The organism is Sporosarcina sp. FA9, assembly GCF_051550205.1.
Classification (GTDB): Bacteria; Bacillota; Bacilli; order Bacillales_A; family Planococcaceae; genus Sporosarcina.
The window spans coordinates 1,837,932-1,852,953 of the sequence record NZ_CP188819.1 but is presented as its reverse complement, the minus strand read 5'-3'; the positions used below and the strand labels follow the sequence as shown (position 1 = coordinate 1,852,953).

Genomic DNA, 15,022 nt, shown 5'->3' with positions numbered 1-15,022 from the left:
TCCTTCCGTAAGAGTAGATGTTGAACCTGCCAAGTTTGTTCGTTGGAAACAGAAATCGCGCACGATCATTATCCCTACGAGCCGCGGTATGGGCATCAAACGCAGCTTTTTACCCATCAAAATGCCCAAATACCTACAACAGAACAGATGTTCCATTGTGTAATATATCCTCAATTTGTAGATTTATCAATCAAATAGTCTGGAATCCCTTTTTTTTTTGAGCCGAATCCTGTGTTTTTGGTTGAAATAATCTTATAAATTATTATTTTGCTTCCAAAATAATTTACAATTAGTGTTCACTTCATAATATTAATTTCACGAAAAAGAACAAACGTTCCAATGCCGCGAATTCGGCATTTTTTTTGAAATCTAATTGAACCGGCCCAAGTGTTGCCTCAATTCTCGACGATGGGTCTCTACTACCCGTTGTAAATGCTAGCTGATTGGCATTAGTTGAATTAATGCTGAATGCTCCCCAACTTTAACTAAATCTTGTTCAGGAAATACAGTTATTTAATAGATTAAAGATATTGGTTTATTAGTTGTAGCTCCTATTCCAAAGCAAATGGCCGCCATCTCCGGTTATTTACTATCTATTTTTTTAGAAGTTCAACTTCTCCTATTCCTTCTATAATGAATTTCAATTTATCAAAGTGATCATAAGAAGTTACCGGGAAGTTTGTCGAAATATGTGTTTGATGATCTCTTGTATCTATATTAAAGCCCTCTACTTCGTATTCATTTCCTTTTTCATCAATTATTTTCATCGAGAAGACAAATGGGGTATCATCTTCATATACCTGATCCACTGTGAATTTCAAGTTAAGAGATGTTGGATTTGCTTTTGCAGAAACAACTTGTATGATGGACGATGGATCATCCATTGCGTATTCAATAATTGAAATCGGATTGTCTATTTCGTGATTGACAACCGCCAAATCCCATTTACCATCAATTTTCGTAAGACTCGCAAACTCAAAACCCCGAAAGATATTGATACTCTCTATTTCGACAACAGCATCTTTTAAAATAGGCAACTCGCCTTTATTGGAATCGAGTATTACATCATATTGAACAATTCCGGCTTTTACATCTATTAAAGGGTTATGGTCAGTAAGACCGGACGCGTACCCACCGTTACCCTTCAACGTTTTTGTATCTGGAATAAATTCAACAATGTATTCGCCATCGCCATTTTTTAATCGATAATCCATCGTAACAGTTGTTACGCCGTTCTCAAGGATTGCTGGATCTTCGAACTCCAACTGAAAACTCATACCCACTTTATTAGCATCCGAAAAGTTTTGCTTAAGCGTAATTTTAACGTTCTGATCAGTGGCCGTACTATTATTTTCTTGTAAAAAGCCTTCTGTGATAGCTCGGTCTATTCCCTTATCCCCAAAACTAAATAAATCATTGATGCTGGCTCTAACTTGCTCGTTTGTGAGGACGGCACCAGCGATGATGAGTGCACAAGCGGCTGCGGTTACCTGCTTCCAAATGAACCTGTTTTTCTTCTTTTTCGATTGTGTTTGAATCGTATTGTATATGCTATCTAAAGACTTCCTAACATTCATAGGCATCTCTTTTTCTTGACTCATAACTTGTTCAAATTCTTTATCAAATTCAGTTTTCATTTAATATCTCTCCCTCACTTTTATAGTAATTATTTCTGAGCAATAACTTACCCCTGGAAAGTCTGGACTTTATTGTTCCTTCTGGCTCTTTTAAAAATGTGCTAATTTCTTTCGTGTTCAATCCCGCAATATAGTATAAGGAAAACGCAGTTTTATAGTCTGGATTTAGACTGTTTAAGGCATCCTCTAGTTCTATATTCTGAAAGTCACCGTTCGTTTGTTCTGGAAGAACATGTACGTCAAATGTGGAATAACTTTTCCTTTTGTTCAATAAACTGTTGCACTTATTTAGTAATATTTTATAAATCCATGTGTTGAAATACTCGTCCTTTCGAAGCGTATGTAATTTTTCATAAGCCGACATAATCGTATCCTGCAAGGCATCTGCAACGTCTTCATCATTGTTTAACATTCTGTTTGCCGTCCTATACAATACATCCTCGTATTGCTTTACTAGTAAAACAAATGCATCACCGTCGCCTCTTTTAGCCTTTTTGACCAATGCTTTTACTGATTTCATTCAAGCACCTCCCAACTCTCTCTTTATTTGCTGTTCAATAGATTAGATACAGACAACTGTCAAATGGTTGCATTGTATTAGAATATATTAATATACTTTAAGCCCATTGAATGTGAATAAAATGAAAAAAGGTCGTCCGATGTAAGTGCATCGAACGACCGATTATAATTTATCTTAAACGTACTACCAAAAAAACGAATAAATCAAACCTCTCATCGCTCGCAAGCGATTAAATCTTTGTCACGGTCACTTTTTTTATTAGCGTCATAGATTGCTTGAGAGACAAAAGGTGCGTACTTTGTTTTACCGCCTTTATTTTTGACACCAGCAGATCTTGCCACGCCGCCTTTATATACTTTATTCATCTCTTTACAATTAGCGAATACTTGCGCTTTAGGGCTTGCAGCTTCTACTTGTGTTGAATTGAAAGTGAAACTAATCGCAATTAGAATTGATAGTAATACGGTTGTAACACGTTTCATACCCATCAAATTTTTTCACCACCTTTCCTAACACATTCACAACCCAGAAAAGTATTATCTACTAAATCGATTTCAATCTATTCGTTTCCTTTAACTCTTTAAGGGAAGCTACCCCAATTCCAAACATCGACATGCGCAACTCCAACTCTTTTGTTTCCATGACTTCCAACACGTCTTCAACTGATTGAGTAGCTTCTTTTAAGATTGACCTTCCAAAACCAACCATACTTGCACCCAATGCGATTGCTTTTGCCGCATCGAGTCCCGTATGCATTCCACCACTAGCGATAATGGGTTGATTTCCAATATGTTCTTTAACAGAAACAATAGATTCAGTTGTAGGAATTCCCCACTCACTAAATGCTTCCGCCGCTTTTTTCTTTACTGGAACATTTGAACGAAACTTTTCAACCTGACTCCACGAAGTCCCACCAGCGCCTGCCGTATCAATAAAAGAAATACCTACATCTACTAGTCTTTTCGCAGTCAGCCCGTCTATACCCCACCCGACTTCCTTCACGCCTATAGGGACACCAAGTTTTCTACACAGTTCTTCGATTTTTACTAATAAGTTTTTAAAGTTTGTATCGCCTTCAGTTTGAATTACTTCTTGGATGCTATTTAAATGAAGGACAAGGGCATTCGACTCCGTTAAATCAATAATTTGACGACATTTATCGACATCAAATCCATAATTTAGTTGAACTGCACCTAGATTTGCAATAATTGGTATGCTTGGCGCATATTTCCGTACTTGAAATGAAGAACGATGCTGTGTACTCTCAATAAGAGCGCGTGTTGAACCGAGTGCCAATGCCCATCCTCTTTCCTGGGCAGCTGTAGCTAAATTCCGATTAATCGACTCGGCAAATGCTGCCCCACCGGTCATAGAACTAATTAAGAAAGGAGTTTTGCTTTGATGTTCTAAAAAGTTTGTGTGTAATGAAATTTCCTCAAAGTCAATTTCGGGCAGTGCATTGTGAATAAATCTAAATTTCTCAAAACCAGTTGTAATATTTTCACCTGTAACTTTTTCATCCAATGTAATTTGAATATGCTCTGATTTTCTTTGATTAATAAGCTCAGACATTCATAAACACCCACTTTTCCTAGTTAATTCTCACACCTGTTGCCCCGTCATTTGAAACTGAAACATTTAAAGGAAGAATATTTGCTCGTTCCCACTCTGATTTTAACTCAGAAATAGATGTATCTCCTCTTACAAAAGCAATTCCACAATCGCCGCCGCCCGCACCAGAAGTTTTTCCGCTACCATATTGATTGGCAATTTGAATGAGTAAACCCAGTTTCTCCGTCTCAATTTCAGTTTCTGCATGGTCACTAAGTGTCTTTAGTGCTTCGCGATTTTGCGTAAGACTTGTAATAGCGTTATCGGAACTTTTATTCCAAAAGCTTTGAATTAAATTCTCAACTGCATTCTTACTATCACTTAGAAACTTCTTGTATAACTCGGGTTTTATTTCTTGTAACTCACGGATTTTTGAAATCATAGGAGCTGTAGATGATTCACTATTTGTCCACCCTACACAAAGCGTCAAATCAGATGGGGGTGTTATAGAATGGATCATCAGATTAGGCCATGATTTATTAACAATTTCTGGGGTTGGTGTTTCTATTTTGATTTCTTTCAACAGCCAACTAGAATGAAAGGATGCGTAATGTACCCATCCCCCATATGTAGATGCCGCGATATCGGCGCAAGATCCATTGCCTTGCGTTTTAAAATGAGAAATCGCGGATAGTTTATATATTAATTCCTTTGAGATTTCTCCTAAGCTCGATTTGTAAAAATAGCACATCGATGTTATTACAGCGACAGTAACAGCAGCACTGGAACCCAGTCCGTACTTTTTCCCTGAAATATCATTCAGTTCACTTGTTATTTTTAAAGACCAAGGACGAAGTGGTATGGATAAACTGTGTAAATAATCATTGAAAAGAGCTATTGCGTTTTTTACAAATAGTATTTTCAAACTTGTGTCGCTAAGTTGTATTCCATATGGATCTAATGGTTCCCAGGTAACATAGTCAATTCCGAGTTGTGGAAGTGAGATACTATTTTGTTCACTAGATTCAATTTCTGCTTGAATATAGCGATCCACTGCAACTACGATCGCTTGACCATCTGGTTCAAGAACGGCATACTCTCCAGCGATCATTAACTTTCCTGGAACTTTTATGTGAAATTTTGTACCAGTCATATCCGACAACCTTTCGAATTATACAATTAACAACATGATTTTGTGTTTGTATTTGGTAAATAACTGATGCCGGGTCCTGGGTGACAAAGATAAATTTCTTTTACAACAGACAGAGTCGTTAGTTTTTCACGAACGGTATCTTCATCCTTAGGCTGACAAAGTACTTTTACATTCGGTCCGGCATCGATTGTATAGTAAGCTAAAATGCCATCATCTCTAAGTTCTTGCACTTTTTGCATAACCGCCACTGTCGCACTTGTCCAATACATAAATGGTGGGTTCGCGCCGAGAGTCGTTGCATGCATCTTTAATGCATTACTTTCGAGAACATTTCCAAGTATTTCAAAATCCCGGTCGTGAATCGCTTGTTTTGCTACTTTTAAATCATCATCTACCGTCTCTAACCAACCAGTGTAAAAAGGAGATGTATCCACAGTTCGTTTCATGCCTTCTCTGCTCAATACTTTTTTCTCGTTGGGTTCGACCAGAACAGATAAAATGCTTAAATCCCATTCGTTTTCAGTTAGAATTTGTTTACCGAATGAATCCGATCCATCTAACTGCTCACCTTTTTCCCATTCTACGTAACCGCCGTGTATTGATCGACATGCAGAACCGGAACCTTGTCGAGCGATTTGTGAAAGGATATCATCGCTAATTTCCATTCCAAGTGCTTTTGTTGAGGCTGCAGCCAATGCCGCAAACCCAGAGGCAGAGGAAGCAAACCCTGCTGCGGTTGGTACTTTGTTTATAGAATCCACAACACCGTATAATGCGCTTCCTGACATTTCACGAATCAAATCTAAGAACCGGGACATTTTATTCGTTTCTTCTTCACTCATGATATTTCCGTTTAATAAGAATATATCTTTTTTCAGGCAAGTACAAAATTCAACAGAAGTCGTAGTATAAAATTGGTCCAACGTTATTGAAAGGCTATTATTCATTGGTAAGAATAACTTTTCATCACGCTTCCCCCAATACTTGATTAACGCAATATTTGTATGAGCTTTTGCTGTTGCTTTCATTGATAAAATCCTCCTATTGTAAAAGGTTTATGTCAACTTCCTTCTGTTTGGAAGTACCATGTCTGAAATGCTCCAGCTTCTATTAAAATAACTGAAAGCTTTTCTGCATGACTTTTATTTTTTGCGAGTGCAAGAACGCAACCACCGCGTCCACCACCGGTCAACTTAGCTCCGAGCGCACCTTTAATTTGGGCAATTGTCACCAAATTGTCTAAGATAGGATCACTCACACCTAATTTATCTAATTCAATATGTGCTAAATTCATATAATTCCCTAATAATTCTATCTTACCATTAATTAAAGCATCCTTAGCTATATATGTAAGCTCTCCAAGTAAATCAATGGATTTCTTTGTAGCAATTGGATTTAAAGAATGGTTTTTTCGAATGCTTTCAACCGCCGCACGAGTATCTCCAATTCGACCGGTATCCGCAACAACAATATGAAGTTGTGCACCAGGTAGTATAGGTAGTGTATCTTTCCCTTTTTCAAACCATATAGGAAATTCACTTGATGCCGCCACCATGTCGATGCCGCTTGGATTTCCATGTGCATGTGTTTCGGCAATGTGTACAAGCTCCATAAGTTTTGACTGACTTAATTCTTCATCGTAATACGAATATAAGCTTTTCACAATTGCGATAGCTACTGCTGCACTTGACCCCAAGCCCCTACCGATAGGGATTGTTGAATTTAAGTGAATGCACATACCCACTGGGTTTTTTTCCAGAGTTTCAATTGTCGCATGGATGCACGCAACAATTCCTGCCAGTTTTAAAGGTGCATCCTTTAGTCTGCCTTCATAATAATGACATTTTAAAATTATATCTGTTGCACTGTTTAATTTCACGAGATTTTCAACGGTTGCAGTCGCATGAATACTTGGAAAAGGAATCGCGATAGCCGGCTTTCCGTAGACAACAGAATGCTCACCTATTAGTATCAATTTGCCATGTGAAGAACCAGTTACTCTATTAGTGGAAATTTCCAAATCTCATACAACACGCTTTCTAATAAAATTTTTGACTTAATCTTATCCCGCGATGATGCCTACTATCCAAGGCGCTGAATACAACACCATAAATTGAACACCGTAATTAACTCCCGAGCGGTGCAACATTCCTGCTACAAGTCCGATTAATAAAACCCCTCCAATATTCAACCAACCTGCATCTATAAAAGCCAACAGTAGAACCAGCCCGAAAAACAATCCTAATAGAGCTTCATGAGGTACAAATCTGAATACGAAAGCACAAATTTCTTGTGAGTATTTAACAACTACAAAGTAAGTCATCGACAATGCAACAACCGCTCCTATAACTGTTGCCCAAACAAAATCTGCAGTAGATAAGATATGATGCATATTATGGTCTAACGTAAAGACGGGCGGTGCATTAAATAAAGCATTTGCAGGTCCTATAGCAACTGGTGACAAAGGTATTCCAAGTGCAATTAGCGGGATTAAAGTACCTGATATGTACGTAGCATTTGTAAGAGCATCCATGCTTGATATCGCCAAAGATGCTTTTTTCACAGGATCTTTAATTCGACTTGAAAATAGTTCGCCAAGTAATATGGTCATTCCAACGGGACTCATAATAAATGTGAATGTACCGATTAATGATGCACCTGCACTTGCTCCAAGTTCTTGTTTTGTTAATATTTTAAAAGGGTTTGGAAATTCTTTTTCACGTTTCGTTTTTGTTGAAATAATTTTTTTCCTGCCAAAACGTTCCATCCCATCTCGTTTTTCTTTATTGAGCAAATCAAATAGCGTTAAGATTACAGGCCCTATTGTAATTCCTAAGAAGAAGGAAATGAACACATTTGTTCCTTCTGGGACAATGCCGACTCCCCAATATAAATGTCGTAAACCTTGTATTAAGATTGCAAATGGAATTATCGAGGCAAGAGATAGCCATCTATTTTTACTCATTAAAGCTAAGATTAATGCACCTATAAAGAACAGTTCATTGGCAGAACCTTTTATTACGTCCGCAAATGGAATTAACGCATTTGCAAGTATTAGACTTACAGGAACTGCTACGAGTGTACCGATAACAGATCCAGAAGCCATCTTTCTTATGCTTAAGTCAGGAAGACCGTGTTTTTTTAAAATCATGGCATGTTCAACCATTGGTGCCGCCATTACACCACCAGGAATCCCAGCAATCGCAACAGGTACTGAATCTGTCAATTTTTTTGCAACAATTGCCGATATGAAAAATGCAAGTACAACAATAGGTTGAAAACCAGCAAGAACCAATACGAGCGTTACAGGAGCTAGAACGGCTGTTTCATCAGTACCTGGGGCAATTCCTATAACTGTATATAAGACCGCTGCAAACATCGCGGCACCAATCATTTGGATTATTAATACAATATCCATATTTATTCATCACCCTTAACTTCTTCAAATACTCTTTTAGGTTTAATAAATATACTAGAAATGATAAATCCGATTAGTGCTCCGCTTAGACCATAAAATAATGGTAGAGGAGGTTCATTTGGGGCAATGAAATAAGCTCCTAATGTTGTTACACTGCAAATAGAAATAGCCAGTACTAAGTCTTTAATGTTCACAAGATCCTCCCATACAACAATATTATCCTTCGCCTCTTCTTTTTCCTGTAATCCCGACATGAAAAATGTCTCCCTTCTATATAAAAAGCTTGATTGTATGTACATTTGTATAGTATTCATTGTAATGGTTTTATTTATTGCTTTCAATGTAATAACATCTATCCAAATTCTTTATTTCATTCGAACGAAAAAATTCGTTCGGAATAAGTATCCCGAACGAATTTATCAAAAAAAACCGCGAAATTAAATTCCCATTTTACGATGTGAGTTATTTACTTTCTTAGATTGTTGACTCTTCATTTTTTTCGTTTCTAAAGATCCGCTGTTTACCGAATTTTCGGCGGATTGGTTGTTTTTCTTAGCTTCGAGCTGTTGTTTGATTGCATCTTTAAAACTTACTTTTGTTTTCTTTTCCGTCGATTGTTCTGTTTTATCCAATTCAGTCATGTTTAATTCCCCTATCCTGTATTATCTAAACCCTTTTCATATAGAATAACATTTTATACAATTAAGTGTCCATATATATCGATAACATAACTTAACCTTTAAACTGCCTGGTCATCTGAGAATTGGCTGTTATATAAATCTGCATAAAAACCATTTGCTTCTAATAGCTCAAAGTGGGTCCCTTGCTCAATTACTTCCCCTTTATCCATAACTAAAATTAAATCAGCATCTCGAATTGTAGATAGACGGTGAGCAATTACAAAACTTGTACGGTCTTTCATTAATCGATTCATGGCTTGTTGGATAAGTAACTCTGTTCGTGTATCTACGCTAGATGTTGCTTCATCTAAAATCATTATTGGAGGATCTGCAATTACAGCACGTGCAATTGTAATAAGTTGTTTTTGACCTTGAGAAATGTTTGATGCTTCTTCGTTTAAAATAGTATCGTATCCCTCTGGCAGCGTTCGAATGAAGTGATCTGCACGAGCCATTTCTGCAGCAGCGATGATTTCTTCATCTGTTGCCTCGTTTTTCCCATAACCAATGTTCTCTTTAATCGTTCCGTTGAACAGCCATGTATCCTGAAGAACCATACCAAATGTAGTTCTTAAATCTTCTCGAGACATCATGCGAGTATCCAGATTATCAATTTTAATTGTTCCTTTTGACAATTCATAAAAACGCATCAACAAATTAATTAACGTCGTTTTCCCAGCACCTGTTGGCCCAACAATTGCGACTGTTTGTCCTGGGTGAACATGAATATTCATATCCTTTATTAACAAGTCTTCTGTATATCCAAACTGAACTTGTTCGAAAACGACTTCCCCTTTTGCACGGACTAGAGTTGATGTCGTAACTTCCGTAATTTCTTCTTCTTCGTCGAGCAATTCAAAAACACGCTCAGCGGCGGCAATTGTTGACTGAATAATATTTGCGATATTCGCTGTTTGCATAATTGGTTGTGAAAACTGACGCGAATACGTAATAAATGCTTGAATATCACCGATTCGAATCGATCCTGTAGTAACAAGTATTCCACCAACGATACAAATAAGCACATAACTAAGATTTCCGATTAAGGACATCATTGGCATGATAATACCTGAAATGAATTGTGCTTTACGCCCAGCGTCATAAAGTTGTTCGTTGACATCATCAAAATCAGCAACCGATTTTTTTTCGTGACCAAAAACTTTAACTACTTGGTGACCTGTGTACATTTCTTCTATATGACCATTTAACTGGCCAAGTGTTTTCTGTTGTTTCGCAAAATGCTTTTGAGAACGTTTTAAAAAAGGGCGAATGACAAAAATGGATAATGGTAAAGAAACGAGGGAAATAAGCGTTAATATAGGGCTGATTGTCAGCATCATTATTAAAATACCAACTATCGTTACAATAGATGTTATAAACTGCGTAATGCTTTGCTGCAACGTACTCCCAATTGTATCAATATCATTCGTAACCCGACTTAATGTTTCTCCAACGGGTCGGCCATCATAATATTTTAGTGGAAGCTTTTCAAGTTTACCGTTAACTTCTTCTCGTAAATCGTAAACGGTTCTCTGGGCAACACTTGACATGATAAATTGCTGAATGTAACTAAACACGCTACTGAATAGGTATAAACCGGCTAAAATAATTAACAGATTTGCAATAGCGTTGAAATTGATTGCAGCATCCGCAACTCCAGTTATTTTTCCGTAAGCACCTTCAAATAATTCTGTAATGGCATTACCCATTATTTTTGGACCTGCAATCATAAATACTGTACTTAAAATCGCTGCGAAGAATACAGCAATCAACTGATTTTGACGGGGCTTTAAATAACGAATGAGACGACGTAGTGTACCTTTGAAATTTTTTGCCTTCTGTCCAGCGACCATCATGTTGCCCATACCACCTGGGCCACCAGGGCCTCCCCTTTGAGGTTGTCTTTTTTCGTGACTGCTCATGCGGATTCCCCCTCTGTAAGCTGTGATTCAACAATTTCTCGGTAAACTTCGTTTGTTTCAAGTAAATGAGTATGTGTTCCGATTCCTGCAATAGACCCTTTGTCTAAAACGATTATTTGATCTGCATCAATTATTGTACTGACTCGTTGTGCGACGATAAGAACTGTTGCATGTTTTGTCTCGCTTTTCAATGCGGCTCGTAATTGTGCATCTGTTTTATAGTCAAGTGCTGAAAAGCTATCATCGAAAATGTAAATATCAGGTTTTCGAATAAGTGCTCGTGCTATCGATAAACGTTGTTTTTGTCCACCAGACACGTTTGAACCACCTTGTGATATTTCGGATTGATATCCATCTTTCATATTTAAAATAAACGTTTCAGCTTGTGCAATTCGTGCAGCATGCTCAACCTCGTCCTGAGTAGCATCTTGTTTGCCGAAACGAATATTCTCTTCAATTGTTCCTGTAAATAATAAAGAACTTTGTGGTACAAACCCTAATTTTGACCGAATTTCTTCCTGTGAGGATTGAAGTATATCAACGCCATTCACACGAATTATTCCGTTCGATAAATTATAAAAACGCGGTATTAAGTTTAATAGAGTAGTCTTACCAGAGCCTGTTCCCCCAATAATTGCTGTAACCTCACCACGGGTTGCTTTAAAACTAATGTTCGTCAAGGCAGCCTCTTCAGCGCCTGGATAGCTGAACGACACATTATCAAATTCTAATGTACCTTTGTCCACATCCGCTTTTTTAGTACCCTCGTCTACTAATGCCGGTTGCATATCTAGTACTTCGTTAATACGTTTTGCAGAAACGGAAGCTCTTGGTATCATTACAAACATCATTGATGCCATTACGAGTGAAAACATTATTAACATCACATATTGTATATAAGCCATTAAATCACCGATTTGCATCGCGCCGTTATCAATCCGAATTCCTCCGAACCAAATGACTAGTACAACTGTCAAATTCATAACAAGCATCAAAACGGGCATCATAAATGCCATTAACTTATTTACTTTAATTGAAACATCTGTCAAGTCTTCATTCGCCTTGCGTAAACGTACTTGTTCCAACTTTTCACGATTGAAAGCGCGGATTACTCGTATACCTGTTAGGTTTTCACGAAGAACAAGGTTTAAGCGGTCCAGTCGAATTTGCACCTTTTGAAATAATGGAAGACCTTTATAGAGAATTAATAATATTGAGATAATTAGTATAGGCATTGTAGCAACGATAACAAGCGATAGTTTTGCATCTTTTGAGATAGCCATAATCAATCCACCTGTAAACATTATTGGTGCACTGAGAACCATTCGAAGCATCATGATGACGACTTGTTGAACTTGTGTTATATCATTCGTTGTTCTTGTAATCAGTGAAGCTGTTCCTACCTCATCGAATTCTTGTAACGAAAAACTCTCTACATGGTTAAATACTTTACGTCGAACGTCTCGTCCAAAACCCATAGCAGCCTTTGAGGAATAATAACTTGTTCCTACGGATGCAATTGCACTAAAGGCGGATACCAGAAGCATTATTCCCCCGATTTTCCAAATGTATGGAATATTTCCGATTACGACGCCTTTATCAATAATATCCGCCATAAGTGTTGGGAGAAATAAGTCTGCCATTGATTGAATAAAAACAAGGCCTAATATAGCTAAGACTAGCCATTTGTATACAGTTAAATTCTTTAAAAGTTTAAACACTCCGTAGTTCCCTCCGTTTCATGTAAATATAAATATCCCTGTCTGAAAAGAAAATAACCAACATTCGAAGGTAATCACTTAAAATTAGCGTATAACTAGCTTGAAAATAATCACTTGCATTATGCATGTATTATCCGTGGAAAATAGTTGCATTGTGCAACCTTCGTGAGTTTCATTATAATTTATTTGATAAAACGAGCATAGAACGGATTACTGTTTCTCGTTCAAATTCATTCATTGTGTTAAGTACAGCTGACATACTCTCGGCAATACTTTTATTGATGGTAAGTGCGATTTCCTCGCCTTTTAGGGATAAAGACAATCGATAAATTCTACGATCCTTAGCAGAGGGATTTCTTTCAATTAAATCTTTTTTCTCCAAGGTGTTAATTTGTCTGGAAAATGTCGTAATATCCATTCCAACGGCTTCTGCCAAGGTTTGCATAGAAGGCTGATCGAGCAGCGACAATTCATATAGAATAGAACTTTGTATGACAGAAACATCTTTGCAACTTGATTTATGAATTTTTCGAAGTTTTTTCGATAACGAATAAAAAATTGGAACGATTTCTTCCATTACGCTCCCCCTACTTTCCTATGTAAACTATTAATTTTAAAACGCACCCATTGGTAAAGGGTGCGCCATTTCTTATTTATAAGTGATTTTGTCTTCAGCTTTCAGTAAAATGTCGTTTTTCAGATAAACCGTTGTACGTATCGTAAGAGACTCGTTTTCTAGCTTTGTCTCCCACCGTTCGTCAGGTACCATTTCAAATGGAATCATCCAAGTTTCCTTAGATTTATCGCCACTTACCATTTCTATTGAATGCTTTGCAATAACCTTCTCGCTCGCTCCAAAGACTTTTATTAACTCAATTACAATTTCGTCAATAATCTCATCAATTTCGTCTCCTTCAATGTAGAGCTTAGCTGAAAGAGTTTCACCAAATGCAATATTTGGTCCATCCAAAATTGTGTCAATTGAAATATTCTCGTGAATAATATGTGACGTGAAATCCTTCAACATGTTTATTCCTCTTTCCTTTAACTTATTAACTTTTCAGTGTGTTTATAATGAAAGTGTCTATCCGATCTATGTCTATTATATCGGACTTTAAACAATTTGAACAAGTGTAAGATCACTACTTTTAATAATGCATAATCAGGTATTTCAAGAATTACACCAACTACTCCGAATAAAGAACCAGAAGTAAGTAGTACAAATATTATTGTTTCCCCTTTGTTCTTTAGAAGCCCTTTTGTTATTCAATCTGTGTATCAAGAAACTGGCTGATGGCCTCTTTATTTTTTTCAATGTTTAATTCAATTACAGAGCCCGCATGTTTATAAGTATTAAACGAATATGTACCTTCAACAGGTATAGTCATCGTCTCTAATTTGGCACCTTTTTTCATAAGTAATGAAACTGCACGAGAAATTTCATCTTTTGATGTTAAATCTGTATGCACGAAACTAGAAATAGCTCCTGCCAATTTTGGTGCGGCAAGAATCATACCGGGACGAATTACTTCTTCTTTCATGGCGGTAATAATTTCCTGTTGGCGTCCCACACGCCCAAAATCACCTTCACTATCTGCTCTAAAACGTGCATAACCGAGAAGTTCTTTGCCGTTTAATCGTTTCCTCCCAGGCGTAAGTGTGACACCAATTTTTTCCGACATTTCTTTTTTTACATCAATTTCAACACCATCTGGAAATGCAATATTGACAATCGACTCAAAGTTATTAAAATCAACAATTGCGTAATGATGAATTGGAATGCCAAACATTCCTGTTATGGTATCTTTCGCTGTTTGCACACCGTTCAGATAATACGCTGTATTTAGCTTGTACGATTTATATCCGGGGATTTCTGCGTAAATGTCTCTCATAAAAGAAATGACTTTCATTTCTCCTGCACCTTTATCCCAAGATAGTACCATCATTGTATCCGTACGCGACTTTTCACTACCGTCATCATCTACGCCGAGTAGTAAATAATTTTCTACAGTAGGGTATTTGGGATGGATGGCATCCCCTTTAAATGAACCAGGATCGATTGTATTGCCTTTTGCAATTGCCTTGCCGGCATTGTACTGTATGACAGAATAAATCCCGGCCACTATAAAAGCAAGAATGAGTAATGTAAACAAAGTTCTACCAATTCGCAACTTTTTCTTTCTTCTTCTTTTTAGTATCGGGTTATCGTGTTGTTCTTCCATTATAATTCCTCCAAAAACTAATCTTCTGTTTAGGACGTACGGGATATTACTTAGTTGCATACTATTGTACCACGGAGTTGCGGTGGTACCTCAAAATATACGTCTTGAACAGTACTAACTTGAAAGGACTCCATTAGTTTACCTGTGACAATCCCCCATCTCCATTTATAAGACCTTGCATATACTACAAAGATATCT

Annotated in this window: 15 protein-coding genes and 1 pseudogene; all 16 read right to left on the bottom strand. The window is 37.2% G+C overall.

The features are described 5' to 3' along the window. Positions 1-593: 593 nt before the first annotated feature. Positions 594-1,637 (bottom strand): DUF4179 domain-containing protein, encoded by a 1,044-nt coding sequence (locus tag ACP8HH_RS09080; RefSeq protein ID WP_438318920.1) that lies wholly within the window; start codon positions 1,635-1,637, stop codon positions 594-596. After that, positions 1,627-2,157: an RNA polymerase sigma factor gene (locus ACP8HH_RS09075; protein ID WP_438318917.1), complete on the bottom strand. Its 531-nt coding sequence runs from the start codon at positions 2,155-2,157 to the stop codon at positions 1,627-1,629. The genes ACP8HH_RS09080 and ACP8HH_RS09075 overlap by 11 nt, the downstream gene beginning before the upstream one ends. Before the next feature lie 212 nt (positions 2,158-2,369). Next, a complete protein-coding gene (locus ACP8HH_RS09070; protein WP_438319093.1) occupies positions 2,370-2,639 on the bottom strand; it encodes an excalibur calcium-binding domain-containing protein in 270 nt (89 codons plus the stop codon). Positions 2,640-2,700: 61 nt separating this feature from the next. Further along, on the bottom strand, positions 2,701-3,729 hold the full coding sequence (gene fni / locus ACP8HH_RS09065; protein ID WP_438318914.1) for a type 2 isopentenyl-diphosphate Delta-isomerase: 1,029 nt from the start codon (positions 3,727-3,729) through the stop codon (positions 2,701-2,703). Positions 3,730-3,748: 19 nt separating this feature from the next. Then, positions 3,749-4,861 carry a phosphomevalonate kinase gene (locus ACP8HH_RS09060; RefSeq protein ID WP_438318912.1) on the bottom strand — a complete coding sequence of 371 codons (1,113 nt, stop codon included), beginning with the start codon at positions 4,859-4,861 and terminating at the stop codon, positions 3,749-3,751. Between the two features lie 26 nt (positions 4,862-4,887). Continuing rightward, entirely contained in the window at positions 4,888-5,889 is a 1,002-nt protein-coding gene (gene mvaD / locus ACP8HH_RS09055) for a diphosphomevalonate decarboxylase (protein WP_438318909.1), read from the bottom strand. A 32-nt stretch (positions 5,890-5,921) separates the two neighbouring features. Further along, entirely contained in the window at positions 5,922-6,836 is a 915-nt protein-coding gene (mvk, locus tag ACP8HH_RS09050; RefSeq protein ID WP_438318906.1) for a mevalonate kinase, read from the bottom strand. An 87-nt stretch (positions 6,837-6,923) separates the two neighbouring features. Continuing rightward, positions 6,924-8,279: a tripartite tricarboxylate transporter permease gene (locus ACP8HH_RS09045; RefSeq protein WP_438318903.1), complete on the bottom strand. Its 1,356-nt coding sequence runs from the start codon at positions 8,277-8,279 to the stop codon at positions 6,924-6,926. A 2-nt stretch (positions 8,280-8,281) separates the two neighbouring features. Continuing rightward, a complete protein-coding gene (locus ACP8HH_RS09040; RefSeq protein WP_438318900.1) occupies positions 8,282-8,533 on the bottom strand; it encodes a hypothetical protein in 252 nt (83 codons plus the stop codon). Positions 8,534-8,716: 183 nt separating this feature from the next. After that, positions 8,717-8,920, bottom strand: coding sequence for a hypothetical protein (locus tag ACP8HH_RS09035; RefSeq protein ID WP_438318897.1), 204 nt, complete (start codon positions 8,918-8,920; stop codon positions 8,717-8,719). 98 nt (positions 8,921-9,018) lie between these two features. Continuing rightward, on the bottom strand, positions 9,019-10,881 hold the full coding sequence (locus ACP8HH_RS09030) for an ABC transporter ATP-binding protein (protein ID WP_438318894.1): 1,863 nt from the start codon (positions 10,879-10,881) through the stop codon (positions 9,019-9,021). Then, positions 10,878-12,602, bottom strand: coding sequence for an ABC transporter ATP-binding protein (locus ACP8HH_RS09025; RefSeq protein ID WP_438318891.1), 1,725 nt, complete (start codon positions 12,600-12,602; stop codon positions 10,878-10,880). Before ACP8HH_RS09025 ends, ACP8HH_RS09030 begins: the two co-directional genes overlap by 4 nt. A gap of 175 nt (positions 12,603-12,777) precedes the next feature. After that, positions 12,778-13,179, bottom strand: a complete 402-nt coding sequence (locus tag ACP8HH_RS09020; protein ID WP_438318888.1) for a MarR family winged helix-turn-helix transcriptional regulator — start codon at positions 13,177-13,179, stop codon at positions 12,778-12,780. 72 nt (positions 13,180-13,251) lie between these two features. After that, positions 13,252-13,629 (bottom strand): sporulation protein, encoded by a 378-nt coding sequence (locus ACP8HH_RS09015; RefSeq protein ID WP_438318885.1) that lies wholly within the window; start codon positions 13,627-13,629, stop codon positions 13,252-13,254. Positions 13,630-13,646: 17 nt separating this feature from the next. Next, a pseudogene (locus tag ACP8HH_RS09010) lies at positions 13,647-13,835 on the bottom strand (AI-2E family transporter); the annotation flags it as partial. A 29-nt stretch (positions 13,836-13,864) separates the two neighbouring features. After that, complete coding sequence (locus tag ACP8HH_RS09005) at positions 13,865-14,824, bottom strand: LCP family protein (protein ID WP_438318882.1); 960 nt, start codon at positions 14,822-14,824, stop codon at positions 13,865-13,867. Positions 14,825-15,022 lie beyond the last annotated feature (198 nt).

Bases quoted from the DNA above. Each gene is read 5' to 3' on its own strand.
- ACP8HH_RS09005 (WP_438318882.1), bottom strand. From the start codon at position 14,824: ATGGAAGAACAACACGATAACCCGATACTAAAAAGAAGAAGAAAGAAA.
- fni (WP_438318914.1), bottom strand. From the start codon at position 3,729: ATGTCTGAGCTTATTAATCAAAGAAAATCAGAGCATATTCAAATTACA.
- ACP8HH_RS09075 (WP_438318917.1), bottom strand. From the start codon at position 2,157: ATGAAATCAGTAAAAGCATTGGTCAAAAAGGCTAAAAGAGGCGACGGT.
- ACP8HH_RS09020 (WP_438318888.1), bottom strand. From the start codon at position 13,179: ATGGAAGAAATCGTTCCAATTTTTTATTCGTTATCGAAAAAACTTCGA.
- ACP8HH_RS09015 (WP_438318885.1), bottom strand. From the start codon at position 13,629: ATGTTGAAGGATTTCACGTCACATATTATTCACGAGAATATTTCAATT.
- ACP8HH_RS09040 (WP_438318900.1), bottom strand. From the start codon at position 8,533: ATGTCGGGATTACAGGAAAAAGAAGAGGCGAAGGATAATATTGTTGTA.
- ACP8HH_RS09070 (WP_438319093.1), bottom strand. From the start codon at position 2,639: ATGAAACGTGTTACAACCGTATTACTATCAATTCTAATTGCGATTAGT.
- mvaD (WP_438318909.1), bottom strand. From the start codon at position 5,889: ATGAAAGCAACAGCAAAAGCTCATACAAATATTGCGTTAATCAAGTAT.
- ACP8HH_RS09030 (WP_438318894.1), bottom strand. From the start codon at position 10,881: ATGAGCAGTCACGAAAAAAGACAACCTCAAAGGGGAGGCCCTGGTGGC.
- ACP8HH_RS09080 (WP_438318920.1), bottom strand. From the start codon at position 1,637: ATGAAAACTGAATTTGATAAAGAATTTGAACAAGTTATGAGTCAAGAA.
- ACP8HH_RS09035 (WP_438318897.1), bottom strand. From the start codon at position 8,920: ATGACTGAATTGGATAAAACAGAACAATCGACGGAAAAGAAAACAAAA.
- ACP8HH_RS09045 (WP_438318903.1), bottom strand. From the start codon at position 8,279: ATGGATATTGTATTAATAATCCAAATGATTGGTGCCGCGATGTTTGCA.
- ACP8HH_RS09060 (WP_438318912.1), bottom strand. From the start codon at position 4,861: ATGACTGGTACAAAATTTCACATAAAAGTTCCAGGAAAGTTAATGATC.